The following is a 20,744-nucleotide window of genomic DNA, read 5'->3' as shown; positions in this document are numbered from 1 at the left end:
ATGGCCAGCCTGAAAGCCCTCTAGACCATTTCCGCATTAAAAAGAGAGTTCACACGTGGCAAATATCAAGTCCCAGAAGAAGCGCATCCTGACCAACGAGAAGGCTCGCCAGCGTAACAACGCCGTCAAGTCCGAGCTCAAGACTGCCATTCGCGCCGTCAACGCGGCCGTTGAGTCCACTGACAAGGAAGCTGCTACTACTGCGCTCGTTACTGCCAGCCGTAAGCTGGACAAGGCTGTCAGCAAGGGTGTTCTGCACAAGAACAACGCTGCAAACCGCAAGTCGGCGATCTCCAAGAAGGTCAACGCACTCTAAGGTTTTCCAGTTCAACTGAACTGATGGTTATGGCCGGCGCCTGATGGTGCCGGCCATATCTCTTTAAGGGAGTCTCGTTTTCAGGGAGTCTCGTGGCGGCCGCAGCGACTTAGCGGCCGCGGGCCGATGTTGCTATGACGGTGACTGCATGCTCCACCGCGTAGACCGGGTCGCGGGAAAGTCCCTTAACTTGTGCATCGGCCTCCGCCGTCACCTGAATGGAACGGGCCAGGCCCTCCGGCGTCCAACGCCTGACATCACGTTGTGCCTGTTCCACGAGCCAAGGCTGCATGCCCAGCTGCTTGGCGATCTGGGCCGATGATCCTTGGGCGCCGGCTACCTTGGCAACCGTCCGCAGCTTGGCGGCCAGCGCGGCCACGAGCGGAACTGGGTCCGCTCCGGTTGCCAGCGCGTGACGGAGAGTGGACAGCGCCAGTGGACCGTTTCCTGCCATGGCAGCATCTGCCACCTTGAAGGCCGTAGCCTCTATCCGGCCTCCGTAATAGCGTTCGACCATGTCCGCGTCCACCGTTGTGGAGGCATCGGAGATCAGCTGGCTGCACGCCGCGGCGAGCTCCGAGAGGTTGGCTCCGACTGCGTTCACGAGAGCCTGCACCGCAGCCGGTTCGATGCGCCGCGAGGCCGCCTTGAACTCCGCGGCGACGAATGCGGTTTTTTCCGCGTCCTTCTTCAGCGGCTGGCAATCCACAACGGGCCATCCTCCGGCCTTGACGGCGTCCAGAAGTTTCTTGCCCCGGACCCCGCCACCGTGCCGGAGGACCAGGACAGCTTCCTGCTCGGGCTGCTTGAGATAGGTCAGGGCGTCGGCCAGGAACGCATCGTTCATGGACTCGAGCCCCTCGACCTCGATGAGTTTGCTTTCGCCGAACAGCGAGGGACTGACGTTCATGGCCAGCGAGCCTGCTTCGTAGCTGCCGGCGTTGAGCCGGGTCACTTCGACGTCCGGGGCAGCGGCACGGACCTGCGCGCGGACACGGTCGATGGCCCGGATGCCGAGGTATTCCTCCGGACCGGTAATCAGCACTACTCCTGCGGGTTTTACGTCCCGCCAGGTGGCCGTATTGGCCGCCGACGTCCTGGATCGTTGGGTCTGGGCTGCCGCCACTCTTGGTTCCTCCTGGGGTACAGACTACTGATTCTAAGCCTTCCGCGGCGCACCGGCCGCACCAAACGGCGGGCAGGCGGGCCCGGTCGGCACAACCCTCCTTGCCGCAGGTCCCGGCTGGACAGGTGCTTTCGCTCACTCCGCTCCAGCGCTGCGGTCAATGCCCGGTGCGCGCGAAAAACAGCCTGCAGCGTCCGGCGCGGGCGGACGGCGAGCCAGACGACCAGGATGTTGAGGGCCGAAAACAGCACCATGGTGAGCAGGCCAAAGGGGCCTTCGGGCCAAGGTGGGGCAGCGCCCGGCAGCCCCGCCATGAACCTCGCCACTCCGGCCACCCCTGTTGCAAAGAGCCCGGCAGCTCCGATCAGCGCTGCCGCTGCGATCGGCACCAGCGGAACAAGTGGAACTGCCATGGTGCCCAGAATGGTTACCGGCGCCACGAGCGGTCCCACCAGCACATTGGCCAGCAGCGAGTAGGTTGAGAACTGAGGCTGGAGCAGCACGACCACGGGGCCGCAGAGCAGCTGTGCGGATAACGGCACGGCCAGGGCCGCGGCCAGCCAACGCGGCACGGAGTGCGGAACCCACCCCGCAATTTCACTGCCCAGCAGAATGATTCCGAGGGTCGCCAGGATTGACAGCAGGAACCCGAAGCTGGTGCCGAGCGCTGGTTCAATCAGCAGGAGTCCGATCACTGCGAGGCAGAGGAAGCTCAGGCCTCGCCCGGTTCTTCCGCATGCGAGGGACGCCAGCGCTATGGCACCCATCAGGGAAGCCCTCAGGACGCTGGCATCCGGTCCCACCATCAGCACAAACATGGCCAGGCCGGCGAGGGCCAGGAGTGCCGCGGGCAGACGGGGCAGCCGCAGGCTCCTTGCGCCCAGCAGCAGTGCTCCCAGAATCAGGCTGCAGTTAGCGCCGGAGACGGCCGTCAGATGCGTGAGGCCCACGGCCTGCATGGACGCCTCCAGCTGCTCATCCAAATGTCCCGTGTCCCCCGTGACCATCCCCGGAAGGAGTCCCCTGGCGTCAGGATTCAGCCAGCCGGCTGCATGTGCGAACTCCTGTCCCAACGAAGCGGGCCCCGCTGCCCAGGCGCCGGCCGGTTCAAGCGGCAGTGGGGCCGTGGAAGCGGACAGCAGGCCCGCCTCCACCTGCCCGGGATCGGGCGGACGGAGCTTTCCGGCAGCCCGAATTTTCTGCCCCGGAAGCACGTGCTGCCAGGCCGGTCCCCCCATAATGACAACCGCCGTATCAGCGTGGAGCAACCGGCCACCGGTGCTCAGCGACCTGAGGTTGGCGTTCACGGCCCACCGGGATGACAGGCCTGGACCGCCTGATGCTGTCAGGGCCCGCGGGGCGCCCGTAATTTCGAGTTCTGCAAAGGACGATGCCTTAGCCGCGATTGCGCCAGCCACCGGCCCCTCATGCCGCTGGACGGACGAGACGGCTGAGTGCGCCGCAACGGCAACAGCCAGGAACAGTGCCGCCGCGACGGTCAGCAGGAAGCTCCGGCCGGCGGCCTGCCCTGCTCTGCGCCGCTGCCGTACTGACTTGGCCAGCAGCATGGCAGCGGCGAAGGTCATCACACTACAGAGGCCAAGCAACCCGGCGGGAGCAAGCCAGGGACCGGCACCGGCGGCAGCCCAGACGAGGAGGGCGGCCGGTACGAGGCGAAGGTCTAACCGGCGCCGTCTTGTGTCGTCTTCCCCGGCTGCACGTTCCTCTGGCACCAACCGGGAGCGCAGCCCGTCGCGGAATCCACTCAGCAGTGCCAAGTCCGGCCGGCACTTGGAAGCACGTGTATCCCTGGCAGGAGCGCCGGCGGCAGGGATGGTCACGGATGCTTCTTCAACGGCTGGACCACCACGGGGACGTTCGGTCCCCGCCGAATCCCGGACCGCCGCCTCGACGAATCGGTGCCAGCGGCTGACGCTGTTTGTTCGGTTGCTGTCCATGTCAGACCGTTACCAGCGGCAGCAGAGCCTCCAGCATTTTGGGCCCGACCCCGTCCACGGCGTCGAGCTCCTCCACGGCCCTAAAGTGGCCGTGTTCTGCGCGCCAGTCAACGATGCGCTGCGCCAGTACAGGCCCCACCCGGGGCAGACCGTCCAGTTCCTCCACGGTGGCGGTGTTGAGATTGACCTTGGCCCCTGATGCACCGCTGGCGCCGCCCGGTCCTGAGTCTGCACCGGCTGATCCGGCTGTGCCAGTGCCCGCTGTGCCTGAGCCTGCGGTGCCTGAGCCTGCGGTGCCTGGCCCTACCGCCCGGGGCCCTGCCGGCGGGGAGCCTTCCCGCTGCCCTCCATCGACCGCACTCTCCTGCTGGGCCGGTTCCCCCTGCCGCGGGACGTGGATCTTTTGGCCGTCCTGCAGGACGGCTGCGAGGTTGAGCCTGTTGAGGTCCGCTGCAGCCGTCCCACCGCCGGCCGCCACGATGGCGTCGTGGACGCGGCTCCCCTTCCGTAACGCGACCACCCCGGCCTTCTTCACGGCTCCCGCGACGTGTACCACTGCGGTTCCCCCGGAATCGTCAGCGCCGCCACCTGCGGATCCGGACTGGGAGCCGCTGCCGGCGCCGTCGGACGTTTCCGCGTCATCCTCCCCAGCGGTGGTGCCGGTTCCGGCGTCGGCGGTGCCTGTTTCGGTGACGGCGATCAGTGGCGTCACTTCGGGAACGGCGGTTGCAATCCGCCACCAGAACCAGGCACCGGCGGCCAGCGACAGGACGCCCAGCAACACCGCAGCCCGCAGCCCCAGCCGCCACCTGAGCCGGGGTGCCACCGCGGCGGTGGAAGCCGGTAAAGAACTGCCGGGTCCGGCGCCGAATGACAAGTCCTCGCCTCCGCCCGTGTCGAGCAGACCCGGAGGCCCGTTCGCGCCATGGTGCGCGCGGGCAGTGTCTACGTGAGCAGGGTCTGCGCGGGCAGGGTCTGCGCGGGCAGGGTCTGCGCGGGCAGAATCCACGCGGGCAGGGTCGCGGGCACGGGCCAGCGTGGCGGCCAGGCGGCTGGCAGGCAGCATGGCATCAGTGGCTGCAGATCCCGTGGTCCGGTGTGGCATACCGTTCACGGTAGAAGCCGCACCACCGCGGCTGACAGGCCAGGACAGGCTTATGTGGATAGACCGGAGCCGTCCTGGCCCGGTGCCGGCTAGTGGCCCGGTCCTGGCTAGTGGCTCGGTGCCGGCTAGTGGCCCGGTTCCTTGCCCGGCTTTCCCTGAACACCCGGCGCGGGAGCCGCGGCAGGCGCGGGTGCGGGCCCGGATGGCCCGGAAGCAGGTGCCGGGGCGAGCACGCCGGCGCCGCAGACGGTGCTCTCACTGACGATCACAGCGAGTACCCCGAGCCCGGCGTGGGCGGCAAGCACGGCCGGCAGGGAGCTGATCTGCGCCGGCGGGGTGTCGGGCAGGGCCGCTGCAAGCCTGGCGGCAAGGAGTTCGGCTTCGGACTGGTTTCCGAAATGGTGGATGGCCAGCCGGGCTTCCCCCTGCGGCCGCCCCGCTGCGTCGGCCGCCACAAGCTCCTCGAGCCGGGCAACAGCCTTCGGTGCAGACCGGATCTTTTCCAGCGGAACGATCTTCCCGCCGTCGATGGCGAGAATCGGCTTTATCGAGAACATCGTTCCCACGAGGGAGGCAGCTGCCCCGATCCTGCCGCCCCGCCGCAGCTGTTCCAGACTCGGGACATAGAAATAGACCTTGGTCTTGGCGAGGCGTTCCTCAGCGAATTTCCGGACTTCCTCGGCACTGCGGCCATCAGCAGCAGCGACAACGGCGCTTTGCACCGCCAGCCCCTGGGCCATGCCGACGGTCCGGCTGTCCAGCACCTCAACGGGAATGCCGACGCGGGCGGACGCGATCCGGGCAGCATCGGCGGTGCCGGACAGGTCGCCTGAGATATGGATGGATACCACGGCCTCATAGCCGCGGGCTGCTGCCGCCTGGTATGCCTGTTCAAACTGCCCGGGGGAAGGCCTGGACGTCTTCACCGGGGTGGCGGCCGCGAGGGCAACCGCGATAGTTTCGGCGATGTCGTCCTCTCCCTCGCCGTAGATTTCCTCGCCCACCATGACCGGCATGGGCACCACCGCGAGCCGGCCGTCCAGGGAAAAGCCCCGGACCCAGTCGGCGGGCAGCGCGGCAGCGGAGTCGGTCACCACCGCGGTGCGAACGACGACAGCCGGTTCCGCCGAGGACTGCAGCCGCCCGGGAACAGTGGCCTGGCGGAGGCGGGCCAGATGGTCCTTCAGCCACAGCCAGGCGCCCGGCTCACGGTCAATCACGGCGCACCTCCTGCAGATCGGGCCGGCCGCCGGGAAGCCGGCGGCCGGTGCCCGGCCAGTAAATCGGGAACCTAGGCCGGGACGATGTTGACCAGTTTAGGGGCGCGCACAATGACTGTGCGGATCCCGCGTCCGTCCAGCGCCCGCTGGACATTCTCCGAGGCCAGGGCCAGCCCGCGCAACTCGTCCTCGGAGATGTCCGGGGACACCTCGAGACGGTCCCTGACCTTGCCCTGAACCTGGACCACGGCCGTGATGGTGTCCTGCACGAGCAAGGCCTTGTCGTGGGTCGGCCAACCCGCATTGGCAACCGAGGCGGGGTGCCCCAGCACGTTCCACAGGTCCTCGGCGGTGTAGGGCGCGAACAGGCTCAGGATGACTGCCACGGCTTCCGCTGCTTCCCGGACTGCCGGATCCGCCCCGCCGGCGCCTGTGTCGATGGTCTTGCGCGTGGCGTTGACCAGTTCCATAAGCTTGGCTACCACGACATTGAACTTGTTGTTGTCCAGCAGTTCCGCAGCGTCGGCAACCGTCCGGTGCGTGACCGCGCGCAAGGCACGGTCACCGGCGCTGAAGTCGACCCCGGGCTTGCTGGCCACATCCTGCCCCAGCCGCCAGGCGCGGGCGAGGAACTTGGCAGATCCGGACGGCGAAACGTCCGCCCAGTCGACGTCGTCCTCCGGCGGGGAGGCGAAGATCATCGTCAACCGGACGGCGTCCACACCGAACTTGTCCAGCTGCTCCCCCAGGTCCACGCCGTTGCCCAGGGACTTGCTCATCGCCTTACCCCCGTTAAGGACCTGCCCCTGGTTCAGCAGCGCACTGAAAGGCTCGTCCGCCGCCAGGAGGCCCATGTCATGAATGACCTTGGTGAAGAAGCGGGCATAGAGCAGGTGCAGGATGGCGTGCTCTACGCCGCCGACATACTGGCCGACCGGCATCCAGTCGTTGATCTTCGCCGGGTCGAACGGACCGTCCGTGTAGTGCGGGGAGACGAAACGCAGGAAGTACCAGGACGAGTCCACGAACGTGTCCATGGTGTCCGTGTCCCTCTGGGCTGCGCGTCCACAGTTCGGGCACTCAACGTTGACCCACTCGGCGGCCGCGGCCAGTGGCGACGTGCCCCGTGGTGACAGCGCCTCGCCGCGCAGATTCTCAGGAAGCCTCACCGGCAGCTGTTCGTCAGGGACCGGCACTTCGCCACACTCCGCACAGTGAATGATGGGGATCGGGGTGCCCCAGAAGCGCTGTCGGCTCAGGAGCCAGTCACGCAGCCGGAAGTTCACAAACTTCTCCCCTGTGCCCTGGTCCTCGAGGATCTTGATGGCCGCGGGGATGGCTTCGCCCTTGGGCATGCTATCCAGCGGACCGGAGTTGATGAGCGTGCCCTCGCCGGCCGTTGCCTTGCCGGAGACGCCCGGGTCCTCCTCGCCGGTGTCCAGTACCGCGCGCACGGGCAGGCCGAACTCCTTGGCGAAGTCGAGGTCGCGCTGGTCATGCGCAGGAACGGCCATGATGGCGCCGGTGCCGTAGTCGGCCAGGACGTAGTCCGCCGCCCATACGGGAAGCCTCTCACCGTTCAGGGGGTTGATGGCGTAGCGGCCGGTAAAGACACCGGTTTTTTCGCGCTCGGTGGACTGGCGTTCGATGTCAGAGAGTGCCTTGACCTTTTCGCGGTAGGCCATGAGTGCGTCGTGGTGTTCCGGCGTGACCAAGTCCAAAGCCAGGTGCGCGTCCGCGGCCACGACGAAGAATGTGGCGCCGTACAGGGTGTCCGGACGCGTGGTGAAGACTGTGACTTCGCGCTCGTCCCGTCCGCCCGACGCCTCGATCACGAAGCGGACGTGGGCGCCCTCTGAACGCCCGATCCAGTTTCGCTGCATCGCCAGTACACGCTCAGGCCAGTGCCCCTGCAGCTCGGACATGTCATCCAGCAGCCGGTCGGCGTAATCGGTGATCTTGAAGTACCACTGGTTCAGCGACTTCTTGGTCACCGCCGTGCCGCAACGCTCACAGGCGCCGTTGACGACCTGCTCGTTGGCCAGCACGGTCAGGTCCTTCGGGCACCAGTTGACCGGCGAGTCCTTGCGGTAAGCGAGTCCGCGCTCGTAAAAGCGTTTGAACAGCCACTGGGTCCACCGGTAGTACTCCGGGTCGGACGTGTGCAGGCGGCGGGACCAGTCAGCAGAGATGGCGTACCGCTTGAACGAGGCTGCCTGCGTCTCGATGTTGGCGTAGGTCCACTCACTCGGGTGCGCGTTGCGCTTGATCGCCGCGTTCTCGGCCGGAAGTCCGAAGGAATCCCAACCGATCGGGTGCAGGACGTCAAAACCCTGCTGGCGCAGATACCGTGCAACGACGTCGCCCATGGCAAAGGCCTCAGCATGCCCCATGTGAAGGTCGCCGGATGGGTAGGGGAACATGTCCAGGACATAGCGGCGCTCGCGCGAACCGTCGTCCACGGGGGTGAAGACCTTAAGGTCCTCCCACACTTGTGGCCACCGGGCCTCCATCGCCGCGAAGCTGTAGGACCCCTCCTCGGGGCTTTCGGCTCCACCTGCTGTTGCTCCGGTCTCGGTCTCCGGCTGAACGCTCACTGCTGCCCTCTTCTGTTCTGTCATGACGTCTGTCTGTCATAACGGTCTGATCCCCTGCCGCCCGCCGGGAATGTGTCCCGGACACACAAAAGCCCCTCGACATGGAGGGGCGGCCGCTCGGTAGTCCGTATCTCCGGGATACCGGGCGGCTAGCTAAGCAGGAGGATCGCACGCATACAGCAACCTTACCGCTTGTCCACCGATACATGGAAACAAGCGATGGCGGCCGGCAGTCCGTGAAGGTTGGGGAAAGGCACCCCCTCGCCCGGGTGTGCTGCGCACCCGTGGGAGCAGCCGCGGGCGGGCGGGGCAGGGCCGCCTTCCCCTCGAAGGTGGGGCGGCCCCGCTCGAAGGTTGGACTACCTCACGTCCTCGTCTACCCAGTCCATGGACTTGGTCACGGCCTTCCTCCAAAGCCGCAACTGCCGTTCCCGCTCTTCCGCGTCCAGGTTCGGCTCCCAGCGCTTGTCCTCAGACCAGTTGGCGGACAACTCGCCGAGGTCCTTCCAGAATCCGACCGCGAGGCCGGCGGCGTACGCTGCCCCGAGCGCGGTGGTCTCCACCACCTTGGGCCGGATGACGGGGACGCCGAGGATGTCCGCTTGGAACTGCATCAGGGCGTCGTTGGCGACCATGCCGCCGTCGACCTTCAGTTCACTGAGCGGAACGCCCGAGTCCGCGTTGACGGCGTCGAGCACCTCGCGGGTCTGGAAGGCGGTGGCCTCCAGGGCGGCCCTGGCGATGTGGTTCTTGTTGACATACCGCGTCAGGCCAACGATGGCTCCCCGGGCATCCGAACGCCAGTAGGGCGCGAACAGGCCCGAGAAGGCAGGGACGATGTACACCCCGCCGTTGTCCGGCACGGAGGCCGCCAGCTTTTCCACTTCGGGTGCGCTGCTGATCAAGCCCAGGTTGTCCCGCAGCCACTGGATCAGTGAACCGGTGACGGCGATGGACCCTTCCAGCGCGTAGTGCGGGGCCGCATCCCCCAGCTTGTACCCCACGGTGGTGAGCAGGCCGTTCTTGGAGTGAACGATCTCCTCGCCCGTGTTGAAGATCAGGAAGCAGCCGGTGCCGTAGGTGTTCTTGGCTTCACCGGTTTCGAAGGCGGCCTGGCCGAACGTGGCTGCCTGCTGGTCGCCCAGGATGCCGGCGACCGGCACCTCGCGCAACAGCTGCGACGTGTGCACCGTCCCGTAGACCTCCGATGAGGACTTGATGGCCGGCATCATGGACACCGGGACGCCGAAGATGCCCAGGATCTCCTCGTCCCACTGCAGCGTATCTAGATCCATGAACAGTGTCCGGGAGGCGTTGGTGACGTCGGTGACGTGCACGCCGCCGTCCACACCGCCTGTCAGGTTCCACAGCACCCATGCGTCGGTGTTGCCGAAGACCAGGTCTCCCGCCTCCGCCTTGGCCCGTGCGCCGTCGACATTGTCCAGGATCCACTTGATCTTCGTTCCGGAGAAATAGGTGGCCAGCGGCAGGCCGACCTTCTGCTTGAAGCGGTCCGCCCCGCCGTCCTTTGCAAGCTCATCGACGATGGGCTGGGTGCGGGTGTCCTGCCACACAATGGCGTTGTAGATGGCCTTTCCGCTGGTCTTGTCCCAGACCACGGCCGTCTCACGCTGGTTTGTGATTCCGACGGCGGCGATATCGTGCCGCGTCAGGTTCGCCTTTGAGAGCGCGGAGGCGACGACCTCGCGCGTGTTGTCCCAGATCTCCGCGGGATTGTGCTCCACCCAGCCCGCCTGCGGGAAAATCTGCTCATGTTCCATCTGTCCTGAAGAGACGATGCTGCCCGACTGGTCGAAGACGATGGCGCGGGTGCTGGTGGTGCCCTGGTCGATGGCGATTACGTACTGGCTCATGATGACGTCCTTGTCTGTAGCGGGTGGATCTGTCGGTAGCGGAGTGGATCTAAGGAATGAAGAAGTTGGGACAGGAGTAAACGCCCAGGGAGCGTCCGGCGGGGATCAGGTAGCCGCTGTGAAAACGATCGGCAGCAGTCCCGCCAGGCCGGCCAGTGTTCCGCCGATCAGGGGGCCGACTACCGGGACCCAGGAGTAGCTCCAGTCGCTGGAGCCCTTGCCCTTAATGGGCAGCACTGCGTGGGCCACCCGGGGGCCAAGGTCACGGGCAGGGTTGATGGCGTAACCGGTGGGGCCGCCCAGGGAAACGCCGATGCCCACAACCAGCAGCGCCACAGCCAGCGGGCCAAGGCCCGAGGGGGTTCCTCCGAACGTGAGGATGACGAAGACCAGAACGAAGGTGCCGATGATCTCGGTGACGAGGTTCCATATTTTTGAGCGGATGGCCGGGCCCGTGGAGAAGACGCCCAGCTTGTTCGCCGGTTCAGGTTCCGCATCGAAGTGCTGCCTGTACGCCAGCCACGCGATTACGGCTCCCAGGAAGGCCCCCAGAAACTCTCCACCGAAGTACGTTAGCGTCGAGGCCGCGTTCACCGGCACGCCAGGGGCATATTCCTCCTTGCCGTTGACGAGAAGGCCCAGAGTGACGGCGGGATTAATGTGGGCGCCGGACCTGGCGGCTACGTAGACGCCGGCGAAAACCGCGATGCCCCACCCCCATGTGACCATCAGGAACCCGCCGTTGTTGCCCTTCGTACCCTGGAGCGCGACGTTGGCCACAACGCCGCAGCCCAGGAGGGTCAGCATGGCAGTTCCGAATACTTCGGAAAGAAAAACCAATTCAAGAGACATCGTTGACTCCTTGTTTTCTGTTGTCAGTCCTTCGCGGGTGTGAAGGACGGCTGTGCCGCCGGGGCGTTAGCCTTTGGCGGCGGCAGGGACGGCCGCTGCTGGCCGGTCCCCGCTCCTGCGCACGGGCTGCCCTGCCCGAGCGCACGTCTTAGGCGACGAGGCTGTGTACCTCGACGCCGTGGTACCGCTTGAGCACCTCCTGAGCGTGATCGATCTCGGCGGCGCGCTTGGACGCGTCCCACCCGAGCGGCTCCGCCAGGATGTCAGCGACCTCGTTCAGCAGCTCGCCCGTGACCAGCCCGCGGAAAGCCAGGGATGTCCGGCGGATCAGGACGTCGACGAGATGGCCCACCTGCTCATTGGCTGCCATGAACTCCAGCTCCCGCCTGCTCAGTTCCCGGGTAGAACGGAGCAGGTGGTCGGGGCCGCCGTCGAGATAGCGGATGACCTCCTCAGCGCGGGTACCGTACCGGGTCAGCAGGCCGGCGGTCCGGTCGGCATCCCGTGGTCCGTTCATGTGCGCTTTGATCCAGTTCTGGACTCCGGCTTCAGAGTCCGGAAAGCCTGCGCCGCCTCCAATGGGAAGTTTCGCCGTCGAGACTTTCCGTTCCATACCCAGTTCCGTGAGGACGTCATTGCTGAGGTGCTCGGCAAGCGCCCGGAACGTGGTCCACTTTCCGCCGACAAGGCTAAGGACGACGGCTCCGCTGCCGCCGGCTTCGGGAGCACGCCGCTCGATGCGGTAGTCGCGGGAGACGAAGCCCGGCTGGGTGGCATCATGCCTGGGCAACGGTCGGACGCCAGAGAAGGTGTAGACGATTTGTTCCCGGCCCACCGCGATGTCCGGGAACACGTGGCCGATGAGGTCGAAGAAGTAGTCGATCTCGGCTTCCGTACAGACCGCGTCTTCCGCCATGTCAGCGTCCACGTCAGTGGTCCCGACAAGCACACGGTCACCCATCGGGTAGATCAGCACGATCCGACCGTCCGTGTGTTCAAAGAAGATCTCGCGGCCATCGCAGGCTGCGAGGAGGTTGGGGTGGTCGAGGACTATATGGGAGCCCTTGGTGCCGCCCATGAAGGCGGAAGCCGCGCCCATCGCCTGGTTTGTGACGTCCACCCAGGCGCCTGTGGTGTTAACGATCACATCGGCGGTGAAATCAAAGACCTCGCCGGTCAGTTCATCGCGCAGCTCCGCGGTACTGGAGCCATCCGACTGCGGCTTCACCGTTACCAGCGACAGGTAGTTGCTGGCCCGGGCGCTGCTGGCAGCGCCGTTGGCGGCGGGGTTTGCAGCCCCTGCCTTCTCGCCGTCCTGAAGCACATCCAGCGTGAGGCGCTCGGGGTTGTGAACCGAGGCGTCGAAGTAGGTGGCGGTGTATTTGACGCCGGGGTGCAGCATGGGAAGTTCGGTCAGGGCTTTGGCACGGCCCCGGAACTGATGGCGGGGGACGCTGCCGCCGTCGCGGGAGAAGGAGTCATAAAGGCTCAGCCCAAGTTTGATGAGGAACGCGCCGCGTTCCTTCGGCTTGCCCCGCTGCTTGTGTGTCAGGAAACGCAGCGGTGCCGCGAGTACGCCGGAAAAGGTGCTGAAAATGGGGATGGTGGTCTGCAGCGGCTTGACGTAGTGGGGCGCGATCCGCAGGAGGCGGTTTCGTTCGGCTACGGATTCCCGGACGAGCCGGAACTCGCCGTTTTCCAGGTAGCGGATGCCGCCGTGGATCATGTGGGAGGAGGCACCGCTGGCGCCCTGGCAGTAGTCGCCGCGCTCCACAAGTGCCACGTCCACCCCCTGCAGGGCAAGGTCCCGGAAGGTACCGACACCGTTGATACCGCCGCCGACAATCAGAACGCGGGCTGCAGGCCGCTGCCGGAGGCTGGCGACCGAGGCGCGGGGAGTGCCCCCTGCGCCGGAGGTGTACTTATGGCCGGATGAATCCTTGAGTCCCAAAACTGCTCCTTTGGGTTTGGTCCGTGGCTGTCATAAGCGGCCCGCCATGCAGCGTGCCGCCTTTCATCCACTATTCTTCGAAGCAATGGAAAATATCGTCAAGGAGTATGCACAAACGTGCAGAAAGAGAGCAGCGTGTCCCGTCCCCGCCATTCCGACGCTCTTCGCGCCGCCCAGCTGTATTACATGCAGGACCTCACGATGGACGCCATCGCCCGGGAGCTTCGCACGTCCCGCTCCACAGTTTCGCGGCTGCTTGCAACGGCCCGCGAGACGGGTCTGGTCCAGATCCAGATCCGCAGCCCGCTGGACACCGGACCTGAGCTTGAACGCCTGATCCGGACCCGGTACAACGTGGATGTGCACGTGGTGCCCGTGCTGGACACCCTGAATGAAGCGGAAACACTGGACCGGGTGGCGATGCAGGCTGCCCGCACCATCGGCCCGCTTGTCGATTCCAACGCCATCATCGGTGTGGCTTGGGGCTCAACCCTCAGTGCAGTCAGCCGGCACCTGACCCGGAAGATCACCCACGACACCGTCGTGGTGCAGCTGAACGGGGCGGGCAATATGCAGACCACCGGCATCACGTACGCCAGCGACATCATGCGGCGCTTCGGCAGCGCGTACGGGGCACGGGTGGAGCAGTTCCCCGTGCCGGCCTTTTTTGATCACGCGGCCACGAAGACGGCCATGTGGAATGAGCGAAGCGTGCAGCGCATCCTCGATCTGCAGGCGCGGATGAGCATCGCAATCTTCGGCGTCGGCTCGGTGGATGCGGACTACCCCAGCCACGTGTACGCCGGGGGCTATCTCGACGAAGCCGACCTCAACGTTCTTGCCAGTTCAGACGTGGTGGGCGACGTGGCCACCGTCTTCTTCCGCGCTGACGGCTCCTCAGACGGCATTACCCTGAACGAACGGTCCACTGGACCCTCCCTGGACCAGTTGCGCCAGGTGCGGCGGAGGATCTGCGTAGTGTCGGGCGCGTCCAAGATCAACGGTCTGCGCGGGGCCCTGGCGGCCGGGCTTGCCACCGACCTGATCCTGGATGAAGCCTCAGCCAGACGGCTCGTCAGCCTTGAACATGGAACCTGAGGGACCGGACGCAAGCACCGGGCGATCTTCCCGAGGCTTCAAGAAGCCTGCCAGCAATTGCTGGCAGGCTTCTTGGGGAGTGGAAATGCTCAGTTCGTCCGCTGTCACAATGTTGGTTTAGAGACCGAGGTGCTTGTTGAGTTCGTCGAGGGACCTGACCGTGGTGTAGTCGTAGCCCTCGGTAACGGGGTCATAGCCGCGGTCCAGCAAAACAAGGTTCCTGAAGCCCATGTCGTGCATCGGCATTATGTCGTACCGTGTGTGGCAGGAGACATGCAGGAAGTCCTCCGGAGCCGCGTTGAGCTGGTCAAGCATGTACTCGAAGGCCTGGTAGCGCGGCTTGTAGGCCTGGGCCTGCTCAGCGGTAAACACGGCGTGGAAATCGGCGCCCAGTCTCGGAATGCTGATGTCCAGGAAGCTGTCGTCTGCGTTGGACAGAATCACCAGCTTGTAGTTGTCGCCCATGAGCTTCAGCGGAGCCGGCACGTCATCGTGGGCACCCCAGCCGCGTACAGCCTCGGCGAACTCGGCGCCGGCGCCTTCGGTCGGCCCAATGCCCCAGCGCTTGCACACCCGGTCAAAGGAATCCTGAAGGATCGCCTCGTAGGGCTTGTAGTCGCCGCAAACCTCGTCGAACCGGTACCCGCGGAACATCTTCTTGAACGCAGGCCACTGCTCTTCAGGCAGACGGCCCCCGAGCAGCCGGCGGGCGGTGGGATCAGTATTCCAGTTGATCAGTGTGCCGTAGCAGTCAAAGGAGACGTACTTCGGCCGGAAGTTTGTAGTTGACATTGCTCGTCCGTTCCTCGTGATCTTGATTCTCTTGGAGGCTGTGCTCTCCGAAGCCTTTCCCTCAAGGTTCTGGTGCCGGCTGGGCGGTCACTACCTCGGTCTTCTGATCGTGCTCGAGCGCGGGCCTTCCGGCCACGATCACCGCGGCGCGTTCCCATGGGCGTTTTCGGGCCACCCAACCCGGCGGACGGTAATGGACTGCCTCGCCTTGGAGCAGGGGCTCGAGGATGCCGCCACGAAGTTCATCGGCCCAGTCAAAAAACGAGAGATGCCACGCTACATCGTCCGTGTGAACGGCATCTGAGTCCGGCACTCGAGCTAGTAGACGATCGACCAGGGTGGTCTTGCCCGCCCCGCTCCTTCCATCTACCGCTACAATCCAAGGGCGGCTCGGACGTTGTCCTGCTGCCGGCAGCAGCCGCCGCACCAAGCCGTCCAGTGACTCGGCTTGCCAAGGTCCCGCATCGGGTTCGCCGACTTCCCGTTTCATATCCATGGATACCTCGACTTCGATCATCGGCCCCGTCCAAAGCTGCCCGGCACGGAGTCCCGCGAGCTGCCGTGATGAGCACAGGCTCCTTTCGTGGCTAAGGATATGCCCATGCTGCCGACTACCGCAGCTCTTGAGCAGCAGACGGCCCACCTTGGCCGACGGACTCCAGGTTAGCGGTCTTAAAGGACTGAAACGATGTCCCGCCGGTCACCCGACCCGCGCCGCGGTGTCGGTAGAGTCATAGCCATGACTACCTCATCCCGCCTCAGCCTGAACAACGGCGTGCTGATCGACCAGTTGGGATTCGGGCTCTACAAGGTGCCGCCGGAGGACGCGGCCAACCTGGTGATCATGGCGCTCGAAGCCGGCTACCGGCACTTCGATACTGCGGCCATGTACAGCAACGAGTCCGGCGTCGCGAGCGGCATCGTGTCCCTGTACGGCGTTGAGGGAGGGCATGGCGGGTCGGGCGAGTCGGTGCGGTCCACCGCACGTGACGACCTGTTCATCACCACGAAAGTGTGGAACGAAGACCACGGCTACGACGCCACGCTGCGCGCCTTCGACAGCTCCATGATCAAGCTGGGGCTGGAGTACCTGGACATGTACCTGATTCACTGGCCGTGTCCCCGGCGCGGACTGTTCCAGGAGACCTACCGCGCGCTGGAAACGCTCTACCATGAGGGCAAGGTGCGCGCGATCGGGGTTTCAAATTTCCAGCCCGAGCACCTGGACCGGTTGCTGGAGACCGCCGAGGTGGTGCCCGCCGTGAACCAGATCGAGCTTCATCCGTGGCTGCAGCAGGATGAGCTGCGGGAAAAGCACCGCGAGCTGGGCATCCGCACGGAAGCATGGAGCCCGCTGGGGCGCGGCCAGGTCCTGAAAGACCCGGACATCCTGGCGCTGGCGGCCGAGCACAGGGTGACGGCAGCCCAGGTCATCCTCCGCTGGCACCTGCAGCTGGGGAACATCGCGATCCCCAAAGCGAGCTCGTGGGACCGCATCAAAGAGAACTTCGACATTTTCAGGTTCGAACTTTCCGCCCTGGACATGGCCGACATCGCCCGGCTGGAACGAGGCCACCGCACCGGCTCCCACCCTGACAACGTCAACTAGGACCGCCCCTGATGAAAACCACAGGCTCCCGGCCCTCGGCCGCACCGGCCTTTTTCAGCAGCGACCTGGCAGCCCGCACCCGGGCCTTCACTATAAACCTCGCCGGCACGCCCGTGGCCTACTGGGTTTACGAACCAGTCCAGGCCACCCGCGACACCCGCACCATCCTGGTCATCCACGGCTTCCGCGGCGACCACCACGGACTGCTGAGGGTGGCCGACCAGCTGCCGGACATGCGCCTCATCATGCCTGACCTTCCCGGTTTCGGCGGTTCCGGGGCCTTCGTGGAAGGCGAACACAGCGTCCGCCGATACGGCCAGTTCATTAAGGACTTCATGGACGCCCTGGGCCTCGGTCCCGACACGGTTCTGCTGGGACACTCGTTCGGCTCCATCATCGCCGCCCATTTCGTGGCAGACCACCAGGACGCTGTCCGCCCCCTCATCCTCATTAACCCCATTGCGGCACCCGCGCTGGAAGGCCCGAAGGGCCTCATGACCCGTCTGGCAGTGTTCTACTACTGGCTCTCCGCCCGCTTGCCCCGCACACTGGGCCTGCGCCTGCTGCGCAGCCGCCTCATTGTCCGCGTGATGAGCGCCGCCATGGCTAAAACGAAGGACCCGGACCTCCTGCGGTTCATCCACGGCCAGCACCATGCCTACTTCAGTGCATTCGCAAACCGCGAGAGCCTGCTGGAATCCTTCACGGCCTCCGTAGGCAGCAACGTCACGGAGGTGGCGCACAAGCTCAGGCTCCCCGTCCTGCTGGTGGCAGGGGAAAAAGATGAGATAGCCCTGCTCCGGGACCAGCACACACTTGCCGGCGCTCTTCCCGACGGCAGGCTGGAAGTGATCTCCGGCGTCGGGCATCTCATCCACTACGAGACTCCGGAGCCCGCCGCCGACTTCATCCGGAGCTTCCTGAAGGACCATACTGCGTGAAAATTGTCATCGACGCCCGCTTCACCAGGACCGACCACCACGACGGCATCAGCCGCTACGGGGCGAGCCTGATCGCGGCCACGTCCAGGATCGCTGACGTCTCCATGCTGGTCAGCGACCCGCGCCAGCTGTCCCTGCTGCCCGACGTGCCCTACACCCTCATCAACAGCCCGCTCTCCCCCGCGGAACTGTTCGTAGCGGGGAAGGTCAACCGGCTCGGAGCCGATGTGGTGGTCTGCCCCATGCAGACCATGGGCACGTGGGGACGGAAGTACGGGCTTGTGCTGACCTTGCACGACCTGATTTACTACGAACACCCCGCCCCTCCCGGCTTCCTCCCGGCTCCCGTCCGCATCCTGTGGCGCCTCTATCACAAGGCCTTCTGGCCGCAGCGGCTCCTGCTCAACCGGGCCGACGTCGTCGCCACCATCAGCCACACCACCGAGGCGCTGATGGCGAAGTACCGGCTGACGGCCCGTCCCGTAAGGATCATCAGCAACGCCCCGCAGCCGGCGCAGCTCCCCCGCGACCCTGACGCGGGAAGGGATAAAACCTTGCTGTACATGGGTTCCTTCATGCCCTACAAGAACGTCGAAACCATGCTGGCGGCGATGGCCGAGCTGCCCGGCTACACGCTGCACCTGCTGAGCCGGATCACCCCCCAGCGGCGCGCCGAACTGGAGACCCTGATGCCCGCCGGCGCCAACATCGTCTTCCACAACGGCGTGACCGACGACGAGTACAGCAAACTGCTCAAGCGCACCGCAGCGCTCGTCAGCCTGTCGAAGGCGGAAGGCTATGGCCTTCCCATGGTGGAGGCCATGGCGCTGGGAACACCGGTCATCGCCAGCGACATCCCCATTTTCCGCGAGGTCGGCGCCGGCGCTGCCACCTACGTCGATCCGGAATCCCCCGCTGCCTTCGCCGCTGCGGTGCGCAGCCTGGACGACGATGCGCACTGGCAGGACGTATCGCGCCGCTCGGTGCGCCGCGCACAGGACTTCAGCTGGGAGGACTCGGCGCGGCAGCTGGTACAGGTGGCAGCAGAGATCATGGACATGCGCGGCAGAAGGCGGCCGCGCTAAAGAACGTCCACGCCGTCCAGCCGCAGCTGCACCGGAGCCTCCGTGCGCTTCGCCGCGCTGGCGGCCTTGACCGCCCGCAGTACCTGCGTCACGGTGCCGGCCTGGCTGTACGGAATGAAGAGCAGGGTGCGGACATCCCCGCCGTCAGCAGCTGCCATTGCCTGACCCGGCGCTTTGGCTGCCGTCTTCCCTGCGGGAGGAAGCTGGCCCGGCAGCAGCGGCGCAGGACCCGCAACGCGCAGTTCCACTCCCTCCGCCGTTAGCCGCCGGGTGACTTCCGCCGTGAAATGCCCGACGGCGGCGCTGCCGCCGGTTACGGAGGCCACCCTCACCGCCGGTGGCAGCTGCAACTCCGTGCGGAGCGAAAGTTCCCGCTGGGCATAACCCGCGGGGTCCCACCTCAGCAGCGCGCCTACGGCGGCCGTGTCGTCGGCCGTGATGACGACGATTCCGCCACCTGCAGCGGGGCGCACCAGGGACGCAGCGTTAAACCAGCGCCGCACGGCGTCCTCTCCCGCCCGGAGGTTTTCGCGCCGCAGAAGAGAATCGCCGTCGAGGAGCAGTGCCGCAGCGTAACCGCCGGCAGCCACCGGTTCGGCGCCGACGGTGGCCACCACGAGGGAACCGGTGTCCGGAACTGTGGCTTTGACGTGGTCGCCGGAGGACGTGACCACGGGCTTGCCGGGGAAGGCCCTTCCCAGTTCCTCGGCTGTGCGGAGGACCCCCGTGGCGCCGCGGCGCAGGCGGGTGTTGTTGCAGTGGCTGCAGCGCCAAGCCGGTGCCGGGGCTGAGCACCACCGGCACTGCGGCACGGCCGAACTGCCGGAGGCTCCGGCAATTGCCAGGGGCCCTTGGCACGACTGGCAGCGGGCCGGCTCGCGGCAGGTATCGCAGATCAGCGACGGGGCATACCCGGAGCGTGCCACCTGGACCAGCACGGGGCCGCGTTCCAGGCCTTCCTTGGCCGCACGCCATGCCGCGCCGGGGAGCCGGGCGATCCGCGCCAGGGGGTCACGTTCCTGTTCGAAGCTGTCTGCCGTATTGAGGACTCGCGGCACGGTGCTGCGGACTACCAGCCGTTCAGCTTCGACCGGCATGGCCCAGCCTACGTCCACGAGACGCTGGGCCTCGGTGCTGCGGGCATGCCCGGCGAGCAGGCAGGCGGCATTTTCCTGCTCTGCGCGCAGCAGCAGTACTTCGCGGGTGTGCGCGTAAGGAGAGCGTTGCTCGATGTGCAGATCATCGCCGTCATCCCAGCACACGACGAGGCCGAGGTTCTGAACGGGGGCGTAGGCCGCCGAGCGGGTGCCGACCGCGACGCCTGCCGTGCCCCTGAGGACCCGCAGGTAGTTGCGGTACCTGGGCGTCTGGCCGTCGTCCGCCGTCAGCCGGGCAATGTCTCCGGCGGAAAGGACCTCCTCGAGGGCGGCCTGCACCCGGTCAAGGTCACGATAGTCAGGGAGCACGACAACCGCGCCCCGTCCGGACTGCCGGACCGCTGCCACAGCTCCTGCAATGAGCTGCGGCCAGCCTGCAGCGCCGAAACCCTGCAAGGCATTGAGCACGGCCCGCGGCGACCCGCCGGCGCTGAGGTGGCGGAGGAACGCACTGCCGTTCCGGTACCGCGACCACGCCGGATCCTCGGACCAGGCCGGGCCGTGGGCGGGGACATGTGCCGGGAGCGGTACCGATTCCTCCTGCTCCCCGCCTTGAGCTCCCTCAGCACCATCTGCCCCAGACAATTCCTTCTCTACTTTGACCACGCGCGGCGGAATGGCAACACGCAGCACGTCACTGACGGTGCCCCCGTAGCGGGCGGCCACCCGGTTGGCGAGCTCCTGAAGTGCGGGCGTCAGGACAGCGACGGGCGACACGACTTTATGCAGCGGCACCAGCACATGGCCGGCGTCGGACTCCTCGGTCCGCTCCAGAATGTAGCCGTTAAGCTCCTGCCCGCTGAACTTCACCCTGACCCGCACGCCGGGCTGGGCTGATTCATCAAGTTCGGCAGGAACACTGTAGTCAAAGGGCCGGTCCAGGTGCGGCAGTGGCGATTCAAGCAGCACGCGCGCCACAGGAAGGTCCGCTGCCAGGGGCGGCCCCGGTGACCTCTTGGGAGGGACGCCAGGAAAGCCCTGCAGCAGGGAAAGCTGTTGCGGCTCGTTCATCGCTGCCTGCCTGCGTACTTCACCAGCATTCTCCACCCAGATTCCTGCACCG

At 65.9% G+C, this 20,744-nt stretch carries 16 protein-coding genes; 6 read left to right on the top strand and 10 right to left on the bottom strand.

Annotated features, from left to right (window positions below):
• Positions 1–55 precede the first annotated feature (55 nt).
• Positions 56–316, top strand: a complete 261-nt coding sequence (rpsT, locus tag M1E01_RS09125; protein WP_457974704.1) for a 30S ribosomal protein S20 — start codon at positions 56–58, stop codon at positions 314–316.
• 109 nt (positions 317–425) lie between these two features.
• On the opposite strand, the gene holA is transcribed toward rpsT, so the two are convergent.
• The 8 genes from holA to M1E01_RS09085 form a co-directional block, all read right to left on the bottom strand.
• Positions 426–1,442 carry a DNA polymerase III subunit delta gene (gene holA / locus M1E01_RS09120; protein ID WP_457974703.1) on the bottom strand — a complete coding sequence of 339 codons (1,017 nt, stop codon included), beginning with the start codon at positions 1,440–1,442 and terminating at the stop codon, positions 426–428.
• On the bottom strand, positions 1,376–3,283 hold the full coding sequence (locus M1E01_RS09115; RefSeq protein ID WP_457974702.1) for a ComEC/Rec2 family competence protein: 1,908 nt from the start codon (positions 3,281–3,283) through the stop codon (positions 1,376–1,378). Before M1E01_RS09115 ends, holA begins: the two co-directional genes overlap by 67 nt.
• Positions 3,284–3,401: 118 nt before the next feature.
• On the bottom strand, positions 3,402–4,505 hold the full coding sequence (locus tag M1E01_RS09110) for a ComEA family DNA-binding protein (RefSeq protein ID WP_457974701.1): 1,104 nt from the start codon (positions 4,503–4,505) through the stop codon (positions 3,402–3,404).
• Between the two features lie 125 nt (positions 4,506–4,630).
• Positions 4,631–5,725, bottom strand: a complete 1,095-nt coding sequence (locus tag M1E01_RS09105) for a DegV family protein (protein ID WP_457974700.1) — start codon at positions 5,723–5,725, stop codon at positions 4,631–4,633.
• A gap of 71 nt (positions 5,726–5,796) precedes the next feature.
• The gene (leuS, locus tag M1E01_RS09100) at positions 5,797–8,322 is read right to left on the bottom strand and encodes a leucine--tRNA ligase (protein ID WP_457974919.1); all 2,526 of its coding nucleotides are present in this window, start codon (positions 8,320–8,322) and stop codon (positions 5,797–5,799) included.
• Between the two features lie 359 nt (positions 8,323–8,681).
• Entirely contained in the window at positions 8,682–10,196 is a 1,515-nt protein-coding gene (gene glpK, locus M1E01_RS09095) for a glycerol kinase GlpK (protein WP_457974699.1), read from the bottom strand.
• Between the two features lie 105 nt (positions 10,197–10,301).
• Positions 10,302–11,048, bottom strand: coding sequence for an MIP/aquaporin family protein (locus M1E01_RS09090; RefSeq protein WP_457974698.1), 747 nt, complete (start codon positions 11,046–11,048; stop codon positions 10,302–10,304).
• Positions 11,049–11,196: 148 nt separating this feature from the next.
• Entirely contained in the window at positions 11,197–12,999 is a 1,803-nt protein-coding gene (locus M1E01_RS09085) for a glycerol-3-phosphate dehydrogenase/oxidase (protein WP_457974697.1), read from the bottom strand.
• A 135-nt stretch (positions 13,000–13,134) separates the two neighbouring features.
• On the opposite strand from M1E01_RS09085, the gene M1E01_RS09080 reads away from it, so the two are divergent.
• Entirely contained in the window at positions 13,135–14,097 is a 963-nt protein-coding gene (locus M1E01_RS09080) for a sugar-binding transcriptional regulator (protein ID WP_457974918.1), read from the top strand.
• A gap of 117 nt (positions 14,098–14,214) precedes the next feature.
• Here M1E01_RS09080 and M1E01_RS09075 read toward each other — a convergent pair whose 3' ends face one another.
• On the bottom strand, positions 14,215–14,889 hold the full coding sequence (locus M1E01_RS09075; RefSeq protein ID WP_457974696.1) for a haloacid dehalogenase type II: 675 nt from the start codon (positions 14,887–14,889) through the stop codon (positions 14,215–14,217).
• Between the two features lie 16 nt (positions 14,890–14,905).
• Here M1E01_RS09075 and M1E01_RS09070 point away from each other — a divergent pair, with 16 nt between their 5' ends.
• From M1E01_RS09070 to M1E01_RS09055, 4 genes are all read left to right on the top strand, one after another.
• A complete protein-coding gene (locus M1E01_RS09070) occupies positions 14,906–15,193 on the top strand; it encodes a hypothetical protein (RefSeq protein WP_457974695.1) in 288 nt (95 codons plus the stop codon).
• Between the two features lie 435 nt (positions 15,194–15,628).
• Positions 15,629–16,498 (top strand): aldo/keto reductase, encoded by an 870-nt coding sequence (locus M1E01_RS09065; RefSeq protein ID WP_457974694.1) that lies wholly within the window; start codon positions 15,629–15,631, stop codon positions 16,496–16,498.
• Between the two features lie 11 nt (positions 16,499–16,509).
• Positions 16,510–17,439, top strand: coding sequence for an alpha/beta fold hydrolase (locus M1E01_RS09060; RefSeq protein WP_457974693.1), 930 nt, complete (start codon positions 16,510–16,512; stop codon positions 17,437–17,439).
• Entirely contained in the window at positions 17,436–18,524 is a 1,089-nt protein-coding gene (locus tag M1E01_RS09055; protein WP_457974692.1) for a glycosyltransferase family 4 protein, read from the top strand. The genes M1E01_RS09060 and M1E01_RS09055 overlap by 4 nt, the downstream gene beginning before the upstream one ends.
• Here M1E01_RS09055 and M1E01_RS09050 read toward each other — a convergent pair.
• Positions 18,521–20,692 (bottom strand): primosomal protein N', encoded by a 2,172-nt coding sequence (locus M1E01_RS09050; protein WP_457974691.1) that lies wholly within the window; start codon positions 20,690–20,692, stop codon positions 18,521–18,523. The two genes, M1E01_RS09055 and M1E01_RS09050, sit on opposite strands and share 4 nt — an antisense overlap.
• Positions 20,693–20,744 lie beyond the last annotated feature (52 nt).

The sequence above is a fragment of the Arthrobacter sp. D1-17 genome, from assembly GCF_054130535.1.
The sequence above is the reverse complement of the archived record's forward strand: the minus strand, read 5'-3'. Positions and strand labels throughout refer to the sequence as shown.